Annotated in this window: 15 protein-coding genes; 9 read left to right on the plus strand and 6 right to left on the minus strand. The window is 60.6% G+C overall.

Translation table 11 applies throughout. The features are described from left to right. Positions 1 to 11 precede the first annotated feature (11 nt). On the plus strand, positions 12 to 554 hold the full coding sequence (locus FHT82_RS01710; protein WP_183725725.1) for a transcriptional regulator: 543 nt from the start codon (positions 12 to 14) through the stop codon (positions 552 to 554). Positions 555 to 557: 3 nt separating this feature from the next. Here FHT82_RS01710 and FHT82_RS01715 read toward each other — a convergent pair whose 3' ends face one another. Next, positions 558 to 1,448 (minus strand): LysR substrate-binding domain-containing protein, encoded by an 891-nt coding sequence (locus FHT82_RS01715; protein WP_183725727.1) that lies wholly within the window; start codon positions 1,446 to 1,448, stop codon positions 558 to 560. 274 nt (positions 1,449 to 1,722) lie between these two features. Between FHT82_RS01715 and FHT82_RS01720 the strand changes: the two genes are divergently transcribed. Beyond that, the gene (locus FHT82_RS01720; RefSeq protein WP_183727211.1) at positions 1,723 to 2,718 is read left to right on the plus strand and encodes an aldo/keto reductase; all 996 of its coding nucleotides are present in this window, start codon (positions 1,723 to 1,725) and stop codon (positions 2,716 to 2,718) included. A gap of 7 nt (positions 2,719 to 2,725) precedes the next feature. Here the strand turns inward: FHT82_RS01720 and FHT82_RS01725 are convergent, their stop codons facing one another. After that, on the minus strand, positions 2,726 to 3,556 hold the full coding sequence (locus tag FHT82_RS01725; protein WP_183725729.1) for an SDR family oxidoreductase: 831 nt from the start codon (positions 3,554 to 3,556) through the stop codon (positions 2,726 to 2,728). A gap of 110 nt (positions 3,557 to 3,666) precedes the next feature. On the opposite strand from FHT82_RS01725, the gene FHT82_RS01730 reads away from it, so the two are divergent. Beyond that, positions 3,667 to 4,572: a LysR family transcriptional regulator gene (locus tag FHT82_RS01730; protein WP_183725731.1), complete on the plus strand. Its 906-nt coding sequence runs from the start codon at positions 3,667 to 3,669 to the stop codon at positions 4,570 to 4,572. Positions 4,573 to 4,586: 14 nt separating this feature from the next. Here the strand turns inward: FHT82_RS01730 and FHT82_RS01735 are convergent, their stop codons facing one another. After that, positions 4,587 to 5,519 carry an AraC family transcriptional regulator gene (locus FHT82_RS01735; RefSeq protein ID WP_183725733.1) on the minus strand — a complete coding sequence of 311 codons (933 nt, stop codon included), beginning with the start codon at positions 5,517 to 5,519 and terminating at the stop codon, positions 4,587 to 4,589. A 120-nt stretch (positions 5,520 to 5,639) separates the two neighbouring features. On the opposite strand from FHT82_RS01735, the gene FHT82_RS01740 reads away from it, so the two are divergent. After that, the gene (locus FHT82_RS01740) at positions 5,640 to 5,978 is read left to right on the plus strand and encodes a carboxymuconolactone decarboxylase family protein (protein WP_183727212.1); all 339 of its coding nucleotides are present in this window, start codon (positions 5,640 to 5,642) and stop codon (positions 5,976 to 5,978) included. 72 nt (positions 5,979 to 6,050) lie between these two features. Beyond that, entirely contained in the window at positions 6,051 to 7,007 is a 957-nt protein-coding gene (gene tehA, locus FHT82_RS01745; protein ID WP_183725735.1) for a dicarboxylate transporter/tellurite-resistance protein TehA, read from the plus strand. Positions 7,008 to 7,021: 14 nt separating this feature from the next. On the opposite strand, the gene FHT82_RS01750 is transcribed toward tehA, so the two are convergent. From FHT82_RS01750 to treZ, 3 genes are all read right to left on the minus strand, one after another. After that, positions 7,022 to 7,846, minus strand: coding sequence for an endonuclease/exonuclease/phosphatase family protein (locus tag FHT82_RS01750; protein ID WP_246698025.1), 825 nt, complete (start codon positions 7,844 to 7,846; stop codon positions 7,022 to 7,024). A 93-nt stretch (positions 7,847 to 7,939) separates the two neighbouring features. Continuing rightward, positions 7,940 to 9,403: a phosphatidylserine/phosphatidylglycerophosphate/cardiolipin synthase family protein gene (locus tag FHT82_RS01755; RefSeq protein ID WP_183727213.1), complete on the minus strand. Its 1,464-nt coding sequence runs from the start codon at positions 9,401 to 9,403 to the stop codon at positions 7,940 to 7,942. A gap of 77 nt (positions 9,404 to 9,480) precedes the next feature. Then, complete coding sequence (gene treZ, locus FHT82_RS01760; protein WP_183725739.1) at positions 9,481 to 11,310, minus strand: malto-oligosyltrehalose trehalohydrolase; 1,830 nt, start codon at positions 11,308 to 11,310, stop codon at positions 9,481 to 9,483. 118 nt (positions 11,311 to 11,428) lie between these two features. On the opposite strand from treZ, the gene FHT82_RS01765 reads away from it, so the two are divergent. From FHT82_RS01765 to FHT82_RS01780, 4 genes are all read left to right on the plus strand, one after another. Next, a complete protein-coding gene (locus FHT82_RS01765; RefSeq protein WP_183725741.1) occupies positions 11,429 to 12,070 on the plus strand; it encodes a UdgX family uracil-DNA binding protein in 642 nt (213 codons plus the stop codon). A 142-nt stretch (positions 12,071 to 12,212) separates the two neighbouring features. Next, positions 12,213 to 12,557, plus strand: coding sequence for a DUF2934 domain-containing protein (locus tag FHT82_RS01770; protein ID WP_183725743.1), 345 nt, complete (start codon positions 12,213 to 12,215; stop codon positions 12,555 to 12,557). A 328-nt stretch (positions 12,558 to 12,885) separates the two neighbouring features. Continuing rightward, on the plus strand, positions 12,886 to 13,059 hold the full coding sequence (locus tag FHT82_RS01775) for a hypothetical protein (RefSeq protein ID WP_183725745.1): 174 nt from the start codon (positions 12,886 to 12,888) through the stop codon (positions 13,057 to 13,059). Between the two features lie 157 nt (positions 13,060 to 13,216). Then, positions 13,217 to 15,934, plus strand: a complete 2,718-nt coding sequence (locus FHT82_RS01780; RefSeq protein WP_183725747.1) for a response regulator — start codon at positions 13,217 to 13,219, stop codon at positions 15,932 to 15,934. Positions 15,935 to 16,036: the final 102 nt, after the last annotated feature.

Genomic DNA, 16,036 nt, shown 5'->3' on the forward strand with positions numbered 1-16,036 from the left:
GTCGCGTTGCATTGATCGTTTTCCTGGATTTCGAGGCCTCGTCCCTCAGCAAGAAAAGCGTTCCGATCGAAGTTGCCTGGGTGTTCGAAGACGGCCGCTCGCGCTCGGCCCTGATCCGGCCAGCCGCTGACTGGGATGACTGGGCGGCCGATGCGGAAGCAATCCATGGGATTTCGCGGGAGTTACTGGCATCGAAGGGCGTACCGGTAGAGCAGATCGCTCATGAAATGATTGAGGTTTTGACGGGGCACGATCTCTATGCGAGCGCCCCTTCTTGGGATGGAAAATGGCTGAGCGTTCTCCTGCGCGCCGGCGGATTTCCTCGGCATGCCCTCCGGCTCGGCAAGTCGCGTGATGCCTTTATGGCCGCGGCGCGTGAATTAACAGGAGCGGCCATCACGGAGACAGAGCTATCGAAGCTCATCGACGGCATTGTCGAGGAAAGCAAGGCGGCAAACCCGGCGCATCGCGCATTGGCGGACGCCATGCTTGAGCTTACCCGATGGAAGCTTGTCCGCGAGGCGACCAAGAAGCGGATGGCGACAGGAGGGTAGAGGTCAGCGCTTGTGAAGGCTCTCGGTCACCCAGCGTGCAAAATCCGCAGCCGGGGGTGTAAGGCGGTCGAAGCTGCGGGTAACCAGCCAGTAGGCGCCGTTCGGAACCGTGAGGTCGAAGAGTTGGCGCAAGCGGCCGGCCCGGATTTCCTCTTCTGCAAAGGCTTCATCCAGGAGCGCAACGCCCTGGCCGCGCAGCGCCGCCTGCAGCACGAGACCGTCATCAGCATAGACAGGCCCCCTCGCCGTCTGGGGCATGGCGACGCCGGCCGCCTCAAACCACCGGCTCCAGCCGTCGCGGGCTTCCTCATGCAAAAGCCCATAGGCAAAGATGTCATGCGGAGAGGAGATCGGTGGGCCACGCTCCAGGAGATCGGAGGCGATCACCGGCACCGCGCGGACATCGATCAGGTGCCGGCTTTCCGTCCGTGGCCATGCGGTGACGGTGGCGCTGTGCCTGATGGCAATCTGCGCCTGGCCGGTGCGGAATTCGATCGTCCGGGGATCGGCATCGATCGATACCTCCACGTCAGGATGAAGTCTGCGGAATTCCGGCAGGCGCGGCACCAGCCAGCAAGCGGCGAAGGAAGGTTCGACGCTGATCTTCAGATCCGAAGATACTGAAGCCCCGCGGATATCCTCCAGGCATTCGTCGATCCGATCGAAGGAGGGCGTCAGGATGGCAAGCAGCTTCCGGCCACTGCCCGTCAGAACGACACTTCGATGGCGCCGCTCGAACAGCAGCTCACCCAATAGCTGTTCAAGCTCACGGATCTGCCGACTGACAGCCGCCTGCGAGATGAACAGCTCCTCAGCCGCAAGCGTGAAGCTCTCGAGCCGTCCCGCAACCTCGAAGCTTCGCAATGCCGTCAGAGGCAGCCGACCGCGCTTCATCCCATAACCTCAAGTTATCAGAAGCCGACAATAAGCTCGTTTGAAGACCACACGCAAGACGAAGAGAACACTTGGGAAAGGAGAGAAGCCATGTGGAAGAAGATCGTCTCCATCCTGATCGATGCCCTTCACCTCGTCACTTTCACATCTGATGACAAAGACAACCGGCGCCACCGGGACTGCTGAACGCTCGCGCAGCTTATCGGGATTCTCGCGCATTCATAATCCTGCACCGGGGTCTATATAGACCTCTCCTCACTTGAGAAGCAGGAGCATCACGATGCGGAAGCGCAAACTCGGCAGTCAGGGACTTGAAGTATCGGCCATCGGCCTCGGATGCATGGGCATGAGCCAATCCTACGGGCCGGCCGATGAGACGGAATCCATCGCAACCCTTCACCGCGCCATCGAGCTCGGCTGCACTTTCCTCGACACAGCCGAGGTTTACGGCCCCTACAAGAATGAGGAACTGCTCGGCCAAGCTCTCAAGGGCCGGCGTGACGAGGTGACGCTCGCCACCAAGTTCGGCTTCCGCCTGAAGGACGGCAAACAGGTGGGCACCGAACGCGACAGCCGACGGGAAACCATTCGCAGCGCCATAGAAGGCTCGCTCAAGCGTCTTGCGACCGACCACATCGACCTCATCTACCAGCATCGTGTCGATCCGGCTGTGCCGATGGAGGACGTCGCCGGCACGGTCGCCGAGCTCGTCAAGGAGGGCAAGGTTCGTTACTTCGGCCTCTCCGAAGCCGGTGTCGCCAACATCCGCCGCGCGCATGCCGTCTTCCCGGTGTCGGCCGTGCAGAGCGAATATTCACTCTGGGAGCGCAATCTGGAGGCCGACGTCATCCCTGCTTTGAAGGAGCTCGGCATCGGCCTCGTGCCCTTCAGCCCACTCGGCCGCGGCTTTCTGACCGGGGAGGTCAAGCGCGCCGAAGACTATCCGGAAGGCGATTTCCGCCGTGGCGATCCGCGCTATCAGGGCGAGAACTACGACGCCAATGTCCGCGCGGCCGATGCCGTTCGCTCACTCGCATCCTCGCTCGGCGTCAAGCCCGGCCAGATCGCGCTCGCCTGGATCCTGCACAAGGGCAGCGACTTTGTGCCGATCCCCGGTACCAAGCGCCGCACCTACCTGGAAGACAATATCGCCGCCACCGCCATCGCGCTCAATGCCGAGCAGATGAAGGCGCTCGATGAAGCGCTTGCCCCCGGCAAAGTCTCGGGCAAGCGCTACAACGACACGATCATGTCGACGATCGATCGCTGAGGGTGGCTCACGCGTCGATATCGGTCGACAGCGTGATCTCCTTTTGCGCTTCCAGCTCGGCAAGCCGCTCGTTCAGGGCCTTGCGGATCGACTGATAGGTCGTGCTGCCAAGCGCAAGCCTTTTGGGCGCCGGCTGCGCCTCAGCCGCCGCGATCATCGCGTCGGCCATCTTCATGGGGTCGCCCAGGATCTTGAACGAGCCATCGGCGATTGCCTTGCGCACCTGGCCGGCTGGGGTGTCTTCGTAGACATCCGTCTGCGGCGGTCTGACGAGACCGGCTCCGAAATCCGTACCCGCCGGCCCCGGCTCGGCAATGGTGATGTCGATGCCGAAAGGGGCGACTTCCTGCGCCACGGCCTCGATGAAACCTTCAATCCCCCATTTGGTGGCGTGATAGAGGCTGAAATTCGGATAGGCGATCTGGCCGCCTTCCGAAGCAACCTGCAGGATGCGACCACCGCCCTGCCGGCGCAGATGCGGCAAGGCCGCCCGGATCACCTGGATGGAGCCGATCAGATTGGTATCGATCTGATGGCGGATCTGCGCATCGCTCACCTCTTCGGACGCGCCGAACAGGCCATAACCAGCATTGCTGACGACGACATCGACCCGCCCCATCTCTTCGAAAGCGGCGTCGACGACCGCATGAACGGCCCGGTCATCGGTGACGTCGAGGGTCGCGACCCAGAGCCGGCCGCCATACTGCGCTTCAAGATCAGCCAGGGCTTGGCGCTTGCGCAAGGTTGCGGCGACGCGATCGCCCCGCGCCAGCAGCTTCTCGGTCATGATCCGGCCGAACCCGGAGGATGTGCCTGTGATGAGCCATGTCTTTGTCATCGTCTGTGCCTTTCTGATGCCGGTGGATCGCAGCTTGATGACAGCAAAGATAGAGAGGTTTATTGATGTGATAATCCGTTCAAATCTGCATGAGCTGTTGAAAAATACCCATGAGTTATCGACCGACGCTTGATGACCTCAATTCCTTCGCGGCAATCGTCGCCCACCGCAGCTTCCGCAAGGCGGCCGGCGAACTCGGCCTGTCGCCGTCGACGCTCAGCCACATGATGCGCAATATGGAGGCGCGCATGGGCGTGCGCCTGCTGCATCGCACGACACGCAGCGTCGCGACTACCGAAGCCGGCGAAATGCTTCTCGACAGGCTAAAGCCGGTCTTGCGCGATCTCGATCTGGCGCTCGATGCCGTCGGCGAATTCGGCGGCCAGCCGAGCGGTACGCTACGCATCAACGCCAGCGAAATTGCCGCCCGCGTGCTGTTGAATGCCGCCGTTCCTCTCTTTCTCGAGCGCTATCCGGAGATATCGCTCGATATCGTTACCGAAAACCGGCTGGTCGATATTGTCAGCGAAGGCTTCGATGCCGGCATCCGCCTGCGGGAATCCGTGCCGCTTGATATGATAGCGGTCGAACTCGGTGGCGAGGCACGTTTCCTCGCGGTTGCCTCGTCAGCTTACTTGAAAGACCACAAGCGGCCAAAGACGCCCGAGGACCTGAAGCATCACCGCTGCATCCGCCTGCGTATGCCGAGCGGCAAACTCTACCGCTGGGAATTTGAGAAACACGGCCAGGAAGTGACTATCGAGGTATCGGGCGCCCTGACCCTCGATCATGTAGAACTGATGGCGGAAGCGGCGGTCAAAGGGCTTGGCATCGCCTATGTGCCGGAAAGGGTCGCGCGACCCTATCTTGCCAGCGGCGAGGTTATCTCTGTTCTTGACGACTGGTGCCCGCCAATCCCCGGACTCTGCCTCTATTATCCCGGTCACAGGCATGTGCCGCAAAGCCTCAGAGCCTTCATATCCGTGCTGACGGAAGTCGAGCGGCGAGGCGCTTAGCCTCCCCCCGCGCATCACCCCTGCCCATTCTGTCTCACCTTTTCCGCAGCGCGGAAGCGCGCCGGCGTTAGGCCACGTCTTGCCTTGAAAGCCTTGCCGAAGGCGGCTTCGGATTCATAACCGACCTTTGCAGCGATATCTGCAACCGTTCGGCGCGTCCTGAGCAACTGGTCGCTCGCCAGCATCATCCTGATATCGGTCAGGAACGCGCCGACCGTCATTCCGGCGCGCTCGCGAAATTGCCGGGCATAGGTAGCCCGCGACATGGCCGAATGACGGGCAAGATCACCGATCGTCCAGGCAAAGGCCGGCGAGGACATCATCGCCACGACGGATTTGCCGAGCCTCGCATCGCCAAGCAATTGCAGCAGCCCCGAAGATGCGACGGGCGAGACCTTGCCTGCCCTCACCGCCATGATAAAAAGCGAGAGACAGGTGGCGGTGATGATCGCCAATGCTCCCGGCTTTTCTTCAACCGTTTCCCTGTAGAGCATGGCGACGAGCGTCTTCAGCAGCTCCTCCGACTCCTCGGCGAGCGATACGTGAAAGACGTCAGGCAGGCTATCGAGCAGCAAGGCGGCCGATCCCGGCGCGCAATCGAAATGACCACAGAGCAGGTCGACATCGGCCTCGCCTTCGCCGTTTTCGCGCAAAGGCAGCATGCCACCCACGGCGATGCGCAGAGGCTGCGCTTCGCCGCTTGGCCGCAAGCCAACGATCGCATGCGCATCTCCGCGCGGCAACAGCAGGAAATCGCCGGAGCGCAAGATGATTTCACGACCGGAGCCGAGGCGAATGAGACAATCGCCGCCGAGGATCAGATGAAACGGCAACGTACCTGCAGCAACAGGTTCGTGGTCGATATGAAACGCGCCCTGCAACTGGCAGCGAATGTCGAGCGTTGGCTGCAGGCGGGCAAGCTCGATAAGGCGGCTTAAAACATCCATGAGACGATCGCGCTAGAAAATGACTTTTTTGAGCATTCAAATTATCACGTCTGAAGGTCATAGTCACGTCCAACAGTCGAGGCAATCACGCCGTCGCTGATAAGAGAAGGAATGATCTTCATGTTGGACTGGAAGGAATATCGCGGCGAACTCCTGGGCCGGATCGGCGAAATCGCCAAGATCGTGCCAGAGACGATCAAAGGCTATCAAACCCTTTCGACCGCCGGACGGAAGACCAACCATCTCGATGCCAAGCAGCGCGAGCTGATCGCCCTTGCCGTGGCCGTCACCGTCCGTTGCGATGGCTGTATTGCCGTACATACGACCGAAGCCCAGAAAGTCGGCGCTACCAAGGAGGAAATTGCTGAGGCCCTCGGTGTCGCGATCTCCGTCAATGCCGGTGCTGCTCTTGTCTATTCGGCCCGCGTGATGGACGCTGCCGATGCCGTTGCAAAGTAGAACGTCCAACGTGAACCGCTTGCCGCACCGGCAGGGTAAACGATCCTGCCGGATCAATTCGGAGAACCGAACATGTCGTTCCCCCGCATACCCGCTGCATTCTTTGGCATTGTTCTTGGCGTTGTCGGGCTCGGCAACAGCTGGCGCGCCGCCGCTGCCATCTTGCCGGTTCCGGCCAGCGTGGGCGAAGCCATCAGCCTTCTTGGCTTTGCCATCTGGCTCGTCCTCATCCTCCTCTACACCGCGAAATGGTTTATCGCGCCGAAGGAGGTGACGGCGGAACTTGAGCATCCCATCCAGTGCTGCTTCGTCGGACTGATCGGCGTCGCGACCATGCTGGCGGGACTTGCGATCCTTCCTTATTCGCGCATCGCAACTGAAGTTCTGGCTCTGGCAGGATTCGCGATCACCCTGTTTTTCCTGCTCTGGCGAACCGGCCTGCTCTGGCGTGGCGGGCGTGATCCGGTCACCAACACGCCAGTCCTTTATCTGCCGACTGTTGCCGGCTCTTTCGTCACCGCCATCGCGGCAGGCACGCTCGGTTATGCCGACTGGGGCCAGTTCGCCTTCGGTGCCGGTTTCTTTTCCTGGCTGGCGATCGAATCCGTATTGTTGCACCAACTGCTGATGGCACCCGAGCTAGCCGTACCGCTGCGGCCGACTCTGGGCATCCAGCTCGCCCCACCCGCCGTCGGCAGCGCCGCCTATCTGAGTGTGACGACCGGCACGCCCGACATGCTCGTGCATGCCATGTTCGGTTATGCCATCCTCCAGGTCCTGATCATCAGCCGCCAGCTGCCCTGGATCATGCAACAACCCTTCGCCGGTTCCTATTGGGCCTTTACCTTCGGCCTGACTGCGCTTTCGACAGCAGCACTGCGCATGACGGCACGCGGCGACGCCGGCGCGATCAGCGAGCTGGCGCCTGTTATCTTCGTGCTCGTCAACATCGCGCTTGCGATCATTGCAGTCGGAACGCTCTGGCTGCTGCTGAGAGGCAAGCTTCTTCCCGCTCCCGTCCGGACCTGAGAACCTGCACGGCGCTAAGCCCCTGCCACTTCCTGCTGCAGATCGACCACTGCCTTGATCGGCAGGTGGTCGGACGCCATGCGGGCGAGTGGAGTGTCATGCACCTCCACGGCGGAGATGATACCTTTCCGGTTGGCAATGATGCGGTCGAGCGCCAGGACCGGCAAGCCGGCCGGAAAGCTTGGAACGGCAGGTGGCAGCGGACCGAAGGCCATCTGAAAGGTAGTGAGGGACGAGCGGTCGCCGAGCCGCCATTCGTTGAGATCGCCAAGCAGGATGGTCGGCATCTCATGCCGGTCGCTGATGAGATCGACCAGCGTCTTTGCCTGTTGCGCCCGCGAGTGGCGCAGCAGGCCGAAATGCGCGGCGATGATACGCAGCTTCCCACCGGCTTCGAGCTCTATTTCCGCAACCAGCGCGCCGCGCGGCTCCAGCCCCGGCAGCTTCACCTGGTGGACATCATGCACGAGACCCTTGCGGACGAGCACGACATTGCCGTGCCAGCCATGCGCCTTCACCGCCCCTGAGATCGGAACCGGAACGAGCCCGGTTTCGCGCTCCAGCCGGGTGAGATCGAGAATGCCCGTACGCTCGCCGAAACGCGTATCGGCCTCCTGCAGCGCGATGACGTCGGCATCGATCTCATGGATGACACGGCTCGTGCGTTCCGGATCGAAGCGTCGGTCAGTGCCGACGCATTTATGGACATTGTAGGAGGCGATAAGAGTGCCGTCATTGCGCGGTTTTGGCCCCGCACGCCAGGTCTCGACGCGCTTCTTCCTATTCTTGATGGAAGCGATGATACTGGCGGGCAGACTGTCTTTCTTCTTGACTTGCATCGGAAGGAACGCCGGCTCCATTGCTCGAAAAGCTCTTTTCAGGATTATAGGCAGCGCAGCAAAACTTGCCATGCCGCAATCACGAAAACGCGGTCAAAGATATGGGGAACCCAGCCACAGCACCTTTTCAAGCAGCCGCACGAGGAAGGGCCGCGACCACAGCCCCTCGAGCGTAACCGGCGTGGCGGACTTGATGGCATCGTCGATGCGCTCATCGATTTCGGCAGCAAAGCCGGCATTCAGCACTTCGAGATCAACCTCGAAATTCAGCCGAAGCGAGCGCGGATCGAGATTGGAGGAACCGACATAGGCCCAGGTTCCGTCGATAGAGAGAAGCTTGGAATGGCTGAAGCTGCCGGTCGAACGCCAGATGCGGCAGTAGTTCTTGACGATCTGGTCGAACTGCGCCGTCATCGCCCGGTCGACCAGAACGAGATTGTTGGCGGCAGGCACAACGATATCAACCTCCACGCCACGCCGGGCCGCCGTCGTCAGCGCGCTGATCAGCTCCCGATCCGGCAGAAAGTAAGGCGACATAATACGGATCGACTGGCGCGCGACGGAAAAGGCACCTATCAGCATCTTGTGGTTCGTTTCCACGCTCCGATCCGGTCCGGAAGCGACGACGCGCAAGAAGACCGGGTCGCCGCGCTTGCGCTCCAGTCGGTCGCCGCGCCAGGCTTCGCCGTTCAGGACTTCGCCTGTCGTGAAACGCCAGTCCTCGGCCGCGACGTCGAAGAGATCGGCCACCGCCGGGCCGCTGACGCTGAAATGCGTGTCATGGGCAAAACTCCCGCCGACCGCCTCCTCGCTGAAGCCTTCGCGGATATTCATGCCGCCCGTCAGTGCGATCTTTCCATCCGCGATCAGGATTTTGCGGTGTGTGCGCAGGTTCGCATAGGGCAACCTCAAGCCCATGATGACGTTGCCGTTGAAGACACTGACGGTCACCCCACCCTCCTTCAGGTATCCGAGAATGCTCGGCACCGAATAGCGCGCGCCGACTGCATCGATCAGCACACGTACTTCCACGCCGCGCTTGACGGCTGCAATCAGCGCATCGGCGATGCGCAGCCCGATCCTGTCACGGTCGAAGATATAGGTCTCCAGCAGGATACTGCGCTCGGCGCCATCAATTGCCGTCTTCATCGCCGCATAGGCTTCGTCGCCGTTTTCCAGCATATCGATCGTATTGCCCGTCGTCAGCGGGTAGCGCGTGATGCGATCACCAAGCGTCTGCAGGGCGGCAAAACGCCGGCCGAACTGGCTGATGACGGCATCGGTCTCCGCGTCGAACTTTTCGAGCTCATCCAGATCGGCAGCAGGCAGCAACGCGTCGCGGCGAAGGCTCAGCGACTTGCGGCGGATGCGGTTGATGCCGGCAATCATGTAAAGCAGCGCGCCGATGATCGGCGAGAGGATGATGACGCCCACCCAGCCGGTCGCGGCCCGGACCTCTTCCTTGGTCATGGTGGCATGGATCGCCGCCGCTGCCCCCATGGCAATGGAGATGACGAAGAGGATATGCGGCCAGTAGGTCGACAGCAGTTGAAACATCGCCACAGGATATAGCCGCGAATCGTCTGCGTTCAATCAGTCAGCGGCTCGCTCTCAACGCGAAATTTTTCAAATGCTTAATTCGCCGGCTCAATATCGATGGCAAAGATGACCGAATGCGGCGGCAGCGCGCCATTCTCGGCGGGCTTTGCTTCCTTGCCGTAGCGCTCATAGATCACAGTCCCGGCGACCGACGGCAAGACCAGTGCCTGCCCCGACAAATTGGCGCGCAGCGCCAGCGTCAGATTCGCGACCTTCCACCAGACGGCGATCGCTCCTTCAGGCGCTTCCAGCGCGCCGCTCTCGATGGCAGAGCTCTGCTTCAGCAGCGGTACGACATAGGTCTTGCGCAACTCCAGGAGCGCGGCGACGAAAGCCAAACTTTTCCGGCCCTCCTCGTTCTCCCGCCATTGCCAGTCGAGTTTCGAATTCTCGAAGGTCGAAAGGGCATTGGGATCGGGCAGATCGGCCACGGTCCTGCCGGCCTTCAAGCCGCCGAACCCCTCAGCTTCCGCCATGCGCCCATCGCGGACCATTCTGCCGAGCTCGCCCGTATAATCGGCAAAGAAATAGAAGGGCCGCCTTTCCCCATACTCCTCGCCCATGAAGAGGAATGGGATGTGCGGCGAGAGCAGGAGTATCGCCGTCAGCGCATCCAGCATATCGGGATCGGCAAGGCTTATCAGCCGCTCGCCGAAGGCCCGGTTGCCGATCTGGTCGTGGTTCTGCAGGAAATCGATAAAGGCGGTCGGCGGCAGGTAACGACGCTCGCCGACAGGCAATTCCGGCGGATCGGTTCGATCAGGATAGATGAAGCCATGCTGAAGTGCCATGCGAAGCTTATGCCAGAGCTGATCGGCGAAAGGCTTGTAGTGGCCGATGGTTTCGCCGGTCGCGATGATGTGCGCCACATGATGGAAATCATCGTTCCATTCGGCCTCGTAAGCTTTGGGAGCGCCGTTCTCATCACGAATCAATAGCTCCACGAGATTGCGCTGGTCTTCGACGACGAGATGAACCTGCCTGTCGGCGAAGGTGGCTTTCACTTCTTCGGCCATGGCTGAAAGCACATGCTTTTCAGAGGTATCATGGATTTGCTCCACGGCATCGAGCCTGAGCCCGTCCAGCCGGAACTCGCCGATCCAGTAGAGCGCGTTCTCGATGAAAAAGCGCCGCACCGGCTCCCGCCCGAAATCGATCGCCGCCCCCCAGGGCGTTTCCCGATCTTTGCGGAAGAAGCCCGGCGCATAGCTGTGGAGATAATTGCCCTCGGGTCCGAAATGATTGTAGACGACGTCGAGCAGCACCATGATGCCGAGGCCATGCGCCGTATCGATGAAGGCCTTGAAATCGTCCGGCGTGCCGTAAGCGCAATGCGGCGCATATTGCAGCACGCCGTCGTAACCCCAGCCGCGATTGCCGGCAAATTGCGCAACGGGCATCACTTCGACAGCCGTGATGCCGATTTCCGCAAGATGCTTCAGCCTCTCCGCTGCAGCCCGAAACGTACCCTCGGGCGTAAAGGTGCCAATATGGATTTCGCTGATGACCACCTCTTCCCAAGGACGGCCGCGCCAGCGTGAGTTCTGCCATTGATAACCGGGATCGACGATCAGCGACGGACCATGCACATCCCCGGCTTGCCTTCGCGACGCCGGATCCGGCACGGTGTTTCCATCCGGGAGGACGAACATGTACTCATCGCCTGCGGACGCCTCGACCCCTGCCAGCTCGAACCAGCCGCCGCCTATGTTCTCCATGGGAGCATCGTGGCCGCGATGCCGCAGCGAGATCGCATCCGCGCTAGGCGCCCAGAGACGAAAACGCGCACGTCCGCCCGCGAGCAGCTCTGTACCCCAACGCCCCGTGCGTTCCGTGATCGTGCCAGTCTTTGAAATCTGGTTCATCCCTCACTCCGTGTGACTTCCAATCAGCATCAAATTCCTGAAGCTGCGGGTTGTTCCGAACGGGCAGGAACAATCCGCGGCGCGATCGGTTGAAGGTGAGAACCAAGAGATTGCCGTCATGAACGTTGCACAGAAATTTGGCCCTGCCTTCACGCTTGAAAGCGCCGACGCTGCCAGCCTCGATCAGCTCAGACATCAGGCGGAAGGCTGCACGCGCTGCGAACTCTACAAGAACGCCACCCAGCTCGTCTTCGGCGAGGGATCTCAAAAGGCGGATATCATGCTTGTCGGAGAACAACCGGGCGACAAGGAAGATATTGCAGGACGCCCCTTTGTCGGCCCTGCCGGTCACCTGCTCGACATCTGTATGGAAGAGGCCGGGCTCGACCGCTCGCGATGCTATGTCACCAATGCGGTCAAGCACTTCAAGTTCGAGCCCCGCGGCAAGCGCCGCCTGCATTCGAAACCCAATGCCGGGGAGATCCGGCGCTGCTCCTGGTGGCTCGGTGCCGAAATCGAGATCATACATCCCAAACTCGTCGTTGCGCTTGGCGCGACAGCACTTTATTCCCTCCTCGGCGCGAAGGTGAAACTGACCCCCGAGCGCGGTCACGTCCTCACGCCAGAGGATCATCCGCCGGTTCTCGTGACCATCCACCCTTCCTTCCTCCTGCGGATTCGCGAGGAAGAGGATGTCGCGCGCCAGCGTGCGAATTTCATTGAGGACCTGCACCGCGCTGTCCAATATCAGGGCAACTAGAACGAGTTATTGCCTATAAATATTGCAACGCAAAAATATTCCCGATTTACTTGGCAAATCCACTTGAAACCGACCCCATAGTCTGGAACCTTTTCAACAGTATCGCGTTCGAACGACGGCATGTTGTGACTGGAGATCAGCGATGGCAGAAGCTCGGGAAGAGTGGATAAAAAAACGTGCATATGCCCTTTGGGAAGAAGAAGGGCACCCGACGGGGCGAGACTCCATCCATTGGGAACAGGCAAGGGCCGAGCATGATGCGCTCAAGGGGGCCTCGAAGTCTGGAAACGGGAAGGAAGTAAAGCCTCGAGCGAAACGGGCGACCGCCGCCAAGGCTGATACGCCGAAGGTAGCAGAGCCCACCAACGGTGGCGAAGCCAAGACGAAGGCCAAACGGCCAGCGACAAGCACCAAAGCCAAAGCCAAAGCCAACGACATCGTCAAACCGGCGCCGAAACGCGCGGTTGCTCGTAAGTCGGCTCCCTGACGAGAAATGTTCAGATTTTAATGAAAAAGGGCGCTTAACCCGCGCCCCTTAAACCTTTGTGTCATAAGTTTGAATTAGTTGCGCGCTATCAATTTCGTGAAGCGCCGGCTTCTATGCGGGGGGTGACCACAAATCGAATGAAACGTCCGTCTGGACAGACTTATAAAAAGCTGCGTCCGCCCCTCGAAACGGGGAACAAGAACGTCTTCCGTCTGTTAATGGGCAAACAGGGGAAGTCGCCGTGAACAGCCGTTTTGCTAATGCCATCAGCATCCCAGTTCCGGCGGCCCCTGGCCGAGCTTTCCCAGCGTTGGTGTGAGGGATGGAGATGTCGCTTCTTGTGATCGCCGCTTTGCTCTACATCGGTTTCGCGCTGGGGCTTATTCTTTTCGTCGATAATATAGTCGGCGTATTTTTTCGTGATCCGCGCAAACCGATCCAGCTTCGTTCCTTTGCTTTGAGCCGCACTTTTATCGCTTCGCAGAAGCTGGACCAGGAATAACAAATATAAACAGCCTCATTGCGAGTAATCGGACACTTTGCCCGGTTAACGATATTTGCAGCACGCCCTTTCCCTTATGTCCGATGCCTCTATTTTGTGGACTGGACCGGCAGACCCGGCGCGGATGATGCCGCATAAGGAATGAAAGCGATTTTTAATGGCACGGGTTGGAGGCCGCTGGCCGGAAGGCAACAGCGAAATCGGAAATTTGCTGCGCCGGAAAGGTTTGAACGCAGCCGGCATCGGGTCAGTTGAAGCATGGCCGAGTTCACTCCGACATATCGCGGAAATGGTCGTCAATTCACGCCAGCCGAAATTCGTCGCCTGGGGTCCCGAACTCGCTTTCATCTATAACGACGCCTATGTGGCGATCTTCCCAGAACGGCACCCTGCTGCTCTTGGAAGACCCTTCCAGCAGGTCTGGTCTGATATCTGGCCGCAGTTCGAACCGATCGTGCAGGCAACACTTGACGGCCAGTCGCAGCTCTACAAGGAACTTCTCGTTCCGATGCAACGCGAGGGCCAGACAGAAGACACCTGGTTCACCTTCTCCTACACGCCGTTGCGGGACGACGACGGGAAGGTCGCCGGCATTCTCTGCGCCACCATGGAAGTGACGGATCAGGTGCTCGCCAAGCGGCGCGAGCGCGCTGCGCTGGACGAGTCACGAGAGAAATCCGCCACACTGGCCGTCGTCAACCGCGCCGGCGCTGCGATCACCGCAGAACTCAATGTCGACCGCCTGACGCAGATCGCCGTCGATGCCGGCGTGGCGCTGGCTGGCGCCGAATTCGGCGCCTTCTTCTACAATGTCGACGATGGGGAAGGCGGCAGTTACATGCTCTATGCGCTGTCGGGTGTCGATCGCAAACATTTCGACCGGTTCCCGATGCCGCGCAACACCAAGGTCTTTGCGCCGACCTTCAATGGCGAAGGCGTAGTACGCTCCGACGATATCCTGCTCGATCCGCGCTACGGACAGAATATGCCGCATTCCGGCATGCCGAAGGGCCACCTTCCGGTGCGCAGCTATCTCGCCGTGCCGGTCAAGTCACGCGACGGCAGTGTGATTGGCGGGCTGTTCTTCGGCCATAGCGAGCCCGCCCGCTTTTCGGATGCGGTGGAAGCAAGCCTCGTCAGCCTGGCGGGCCAGTCTGCCGTCGCGATCGATAACGCCCGGCTCATCCGCGCCGCCGAGGTCGAAATCGCCCAGCGGCGCGAGGCAGAAGATAAACTCCGCAAGCTGAACGAAACGCTTGAGGTACGTGTCGCCGCCGAAATCCTCGAACGCCAGCAGGCCGAGGCAGCCTTGCAGCAGGCGCAAAAGATGGAATCGATCGGCAAATTGACCGGCGGGGTGGCGCACGACTTCAACAATCTGCTGCAGGTCATATCCGGCAACCTGCAGCTTCTCGGCAAGGACGTGATGAATAACGGCCGGGCCAAGGAACGCATCTCCAATGCGCTCTCCGCCGTCGAGCGTGGATCGCGTCTCGCCAGCCAGCTTCTCGCCTTCGGGCGCCGCCAACCGCTGGAGCCGAAGGTGATCAATATCGGCCGCCTCGTCTCGGCGATGGACGACATGCTGCGCCGCGCGCTCGGCGAGGAGATCGAGGTGGAGACCATGGTCTCTGGCGGTCTCTGGAACACCTTCGCCGATCCGATCCAGATCGAGAATGCGCTGCTCAACCTTGCCATCAATTCGCGCGATGCGATGGATGGCGCCGGCAAGCTCACGATCGAGGTTGGCAATGCCTTTCTCGATGATTCCTACAGCCGCACCCATCCGGAGGTCGCAGCCGGCCAATATGTGGTGCTCGCCGTCACCGACACCGGCTCGGGCATGGCACCCGAGATCATCGAGCAGGCTTTCGAACCGTTCTTCTCCACCAAACCGGAGGGCAAAGGCACCGGGCTCGGCCTTTCCATGGTCTACGGTTTCGTCAAGCAGTCCGGTGGCCATGTGAAAATCTACAGCGAGACCGGCGAAGGCACGACGGTGAAGCTTTATCTCCCCCGCTCACTCCGGAGCGAGGATCGAATCGCAACTGGCGACAATATTCCCACAACCGGCGGCACCGAGACGATTCTGGTCGCCGAGGATGATGAAGGTGTGCGCACGACGGTCGTCGAGATGCTGACCGATCTCGGCTATTACGTGCTGAAGGCCAAGGATGCGCAGAGCGCGTTGACCGTGATCGAGAGTGGCGCGCATATCGACCTGCTCTTTACAGACGTCGTCATGCCCGGTCCGCTGAAGAGCCCGGAGCTCGCCCGCATGGCCCGCGAGCGCCTGCCCAATGTCGCCGTACTTTATACGTCAGGCTATACCGAAAATTCGATCGTTCATGGCGGCCGGCTCGATCCTGGCCTGGAGCTCCTCTCCAAGCCCTATACGCGGGAGGCCTTGGCGCGGAAAGTCCGCCACGTCCTCGTCAATCAGGCGCAACGCCGCCAGACCAACCCGGTGCCGCTGCCGGGCAGCGCACAGCCGCGTGATATCGTCCAGGCCAGGCTGAAGCTTTTGCTGGTCGAGGATGATGCCTTCATCCGCATGGATACTGCAGAAATCCTGCAGGATCTCGGCTATGACGTGATCGCAGCCGACAGCGGCGAACAGGGCGTTGAACTCCTACGCACGACGGATATAGACATCATCGTTGCCGATGTCGGCCTGCCGGGCATGTCCGGCCCGGCCTTCGCAGCCTTGGCGCGCGAAGCCGTCCCTTCGGTCGGCCTCGTCTTTGCGACCGGCAACAGCAATCTGCCGGATGCGAACCGCTTTTCCGGTTCCGTGCTGCTGCCAAAGCCGTTTACTACCGCAGCGCTCGATCGCGCGGTGAAGACCGCTGCCCGCCAGCGCCCCGTTGCCTAGGGCTTGATTGCCGGCTCACGATCCTAGCTCCAGACCACTTCCCGGCGGCCGGAACGACCTCGGAACTTTTTGGACGGCCAGCGGTTGAGCCTCATTCAAACC

The sequence above is a fragment of the Rhizobium sp. BK275 genome (assembly GCF_014193555.1).
GTDB lineage: Bacteria > Pseudomonadota > Alphaproteobacteria > Rhizobiales > Rhizobiaceae > Rhizobium.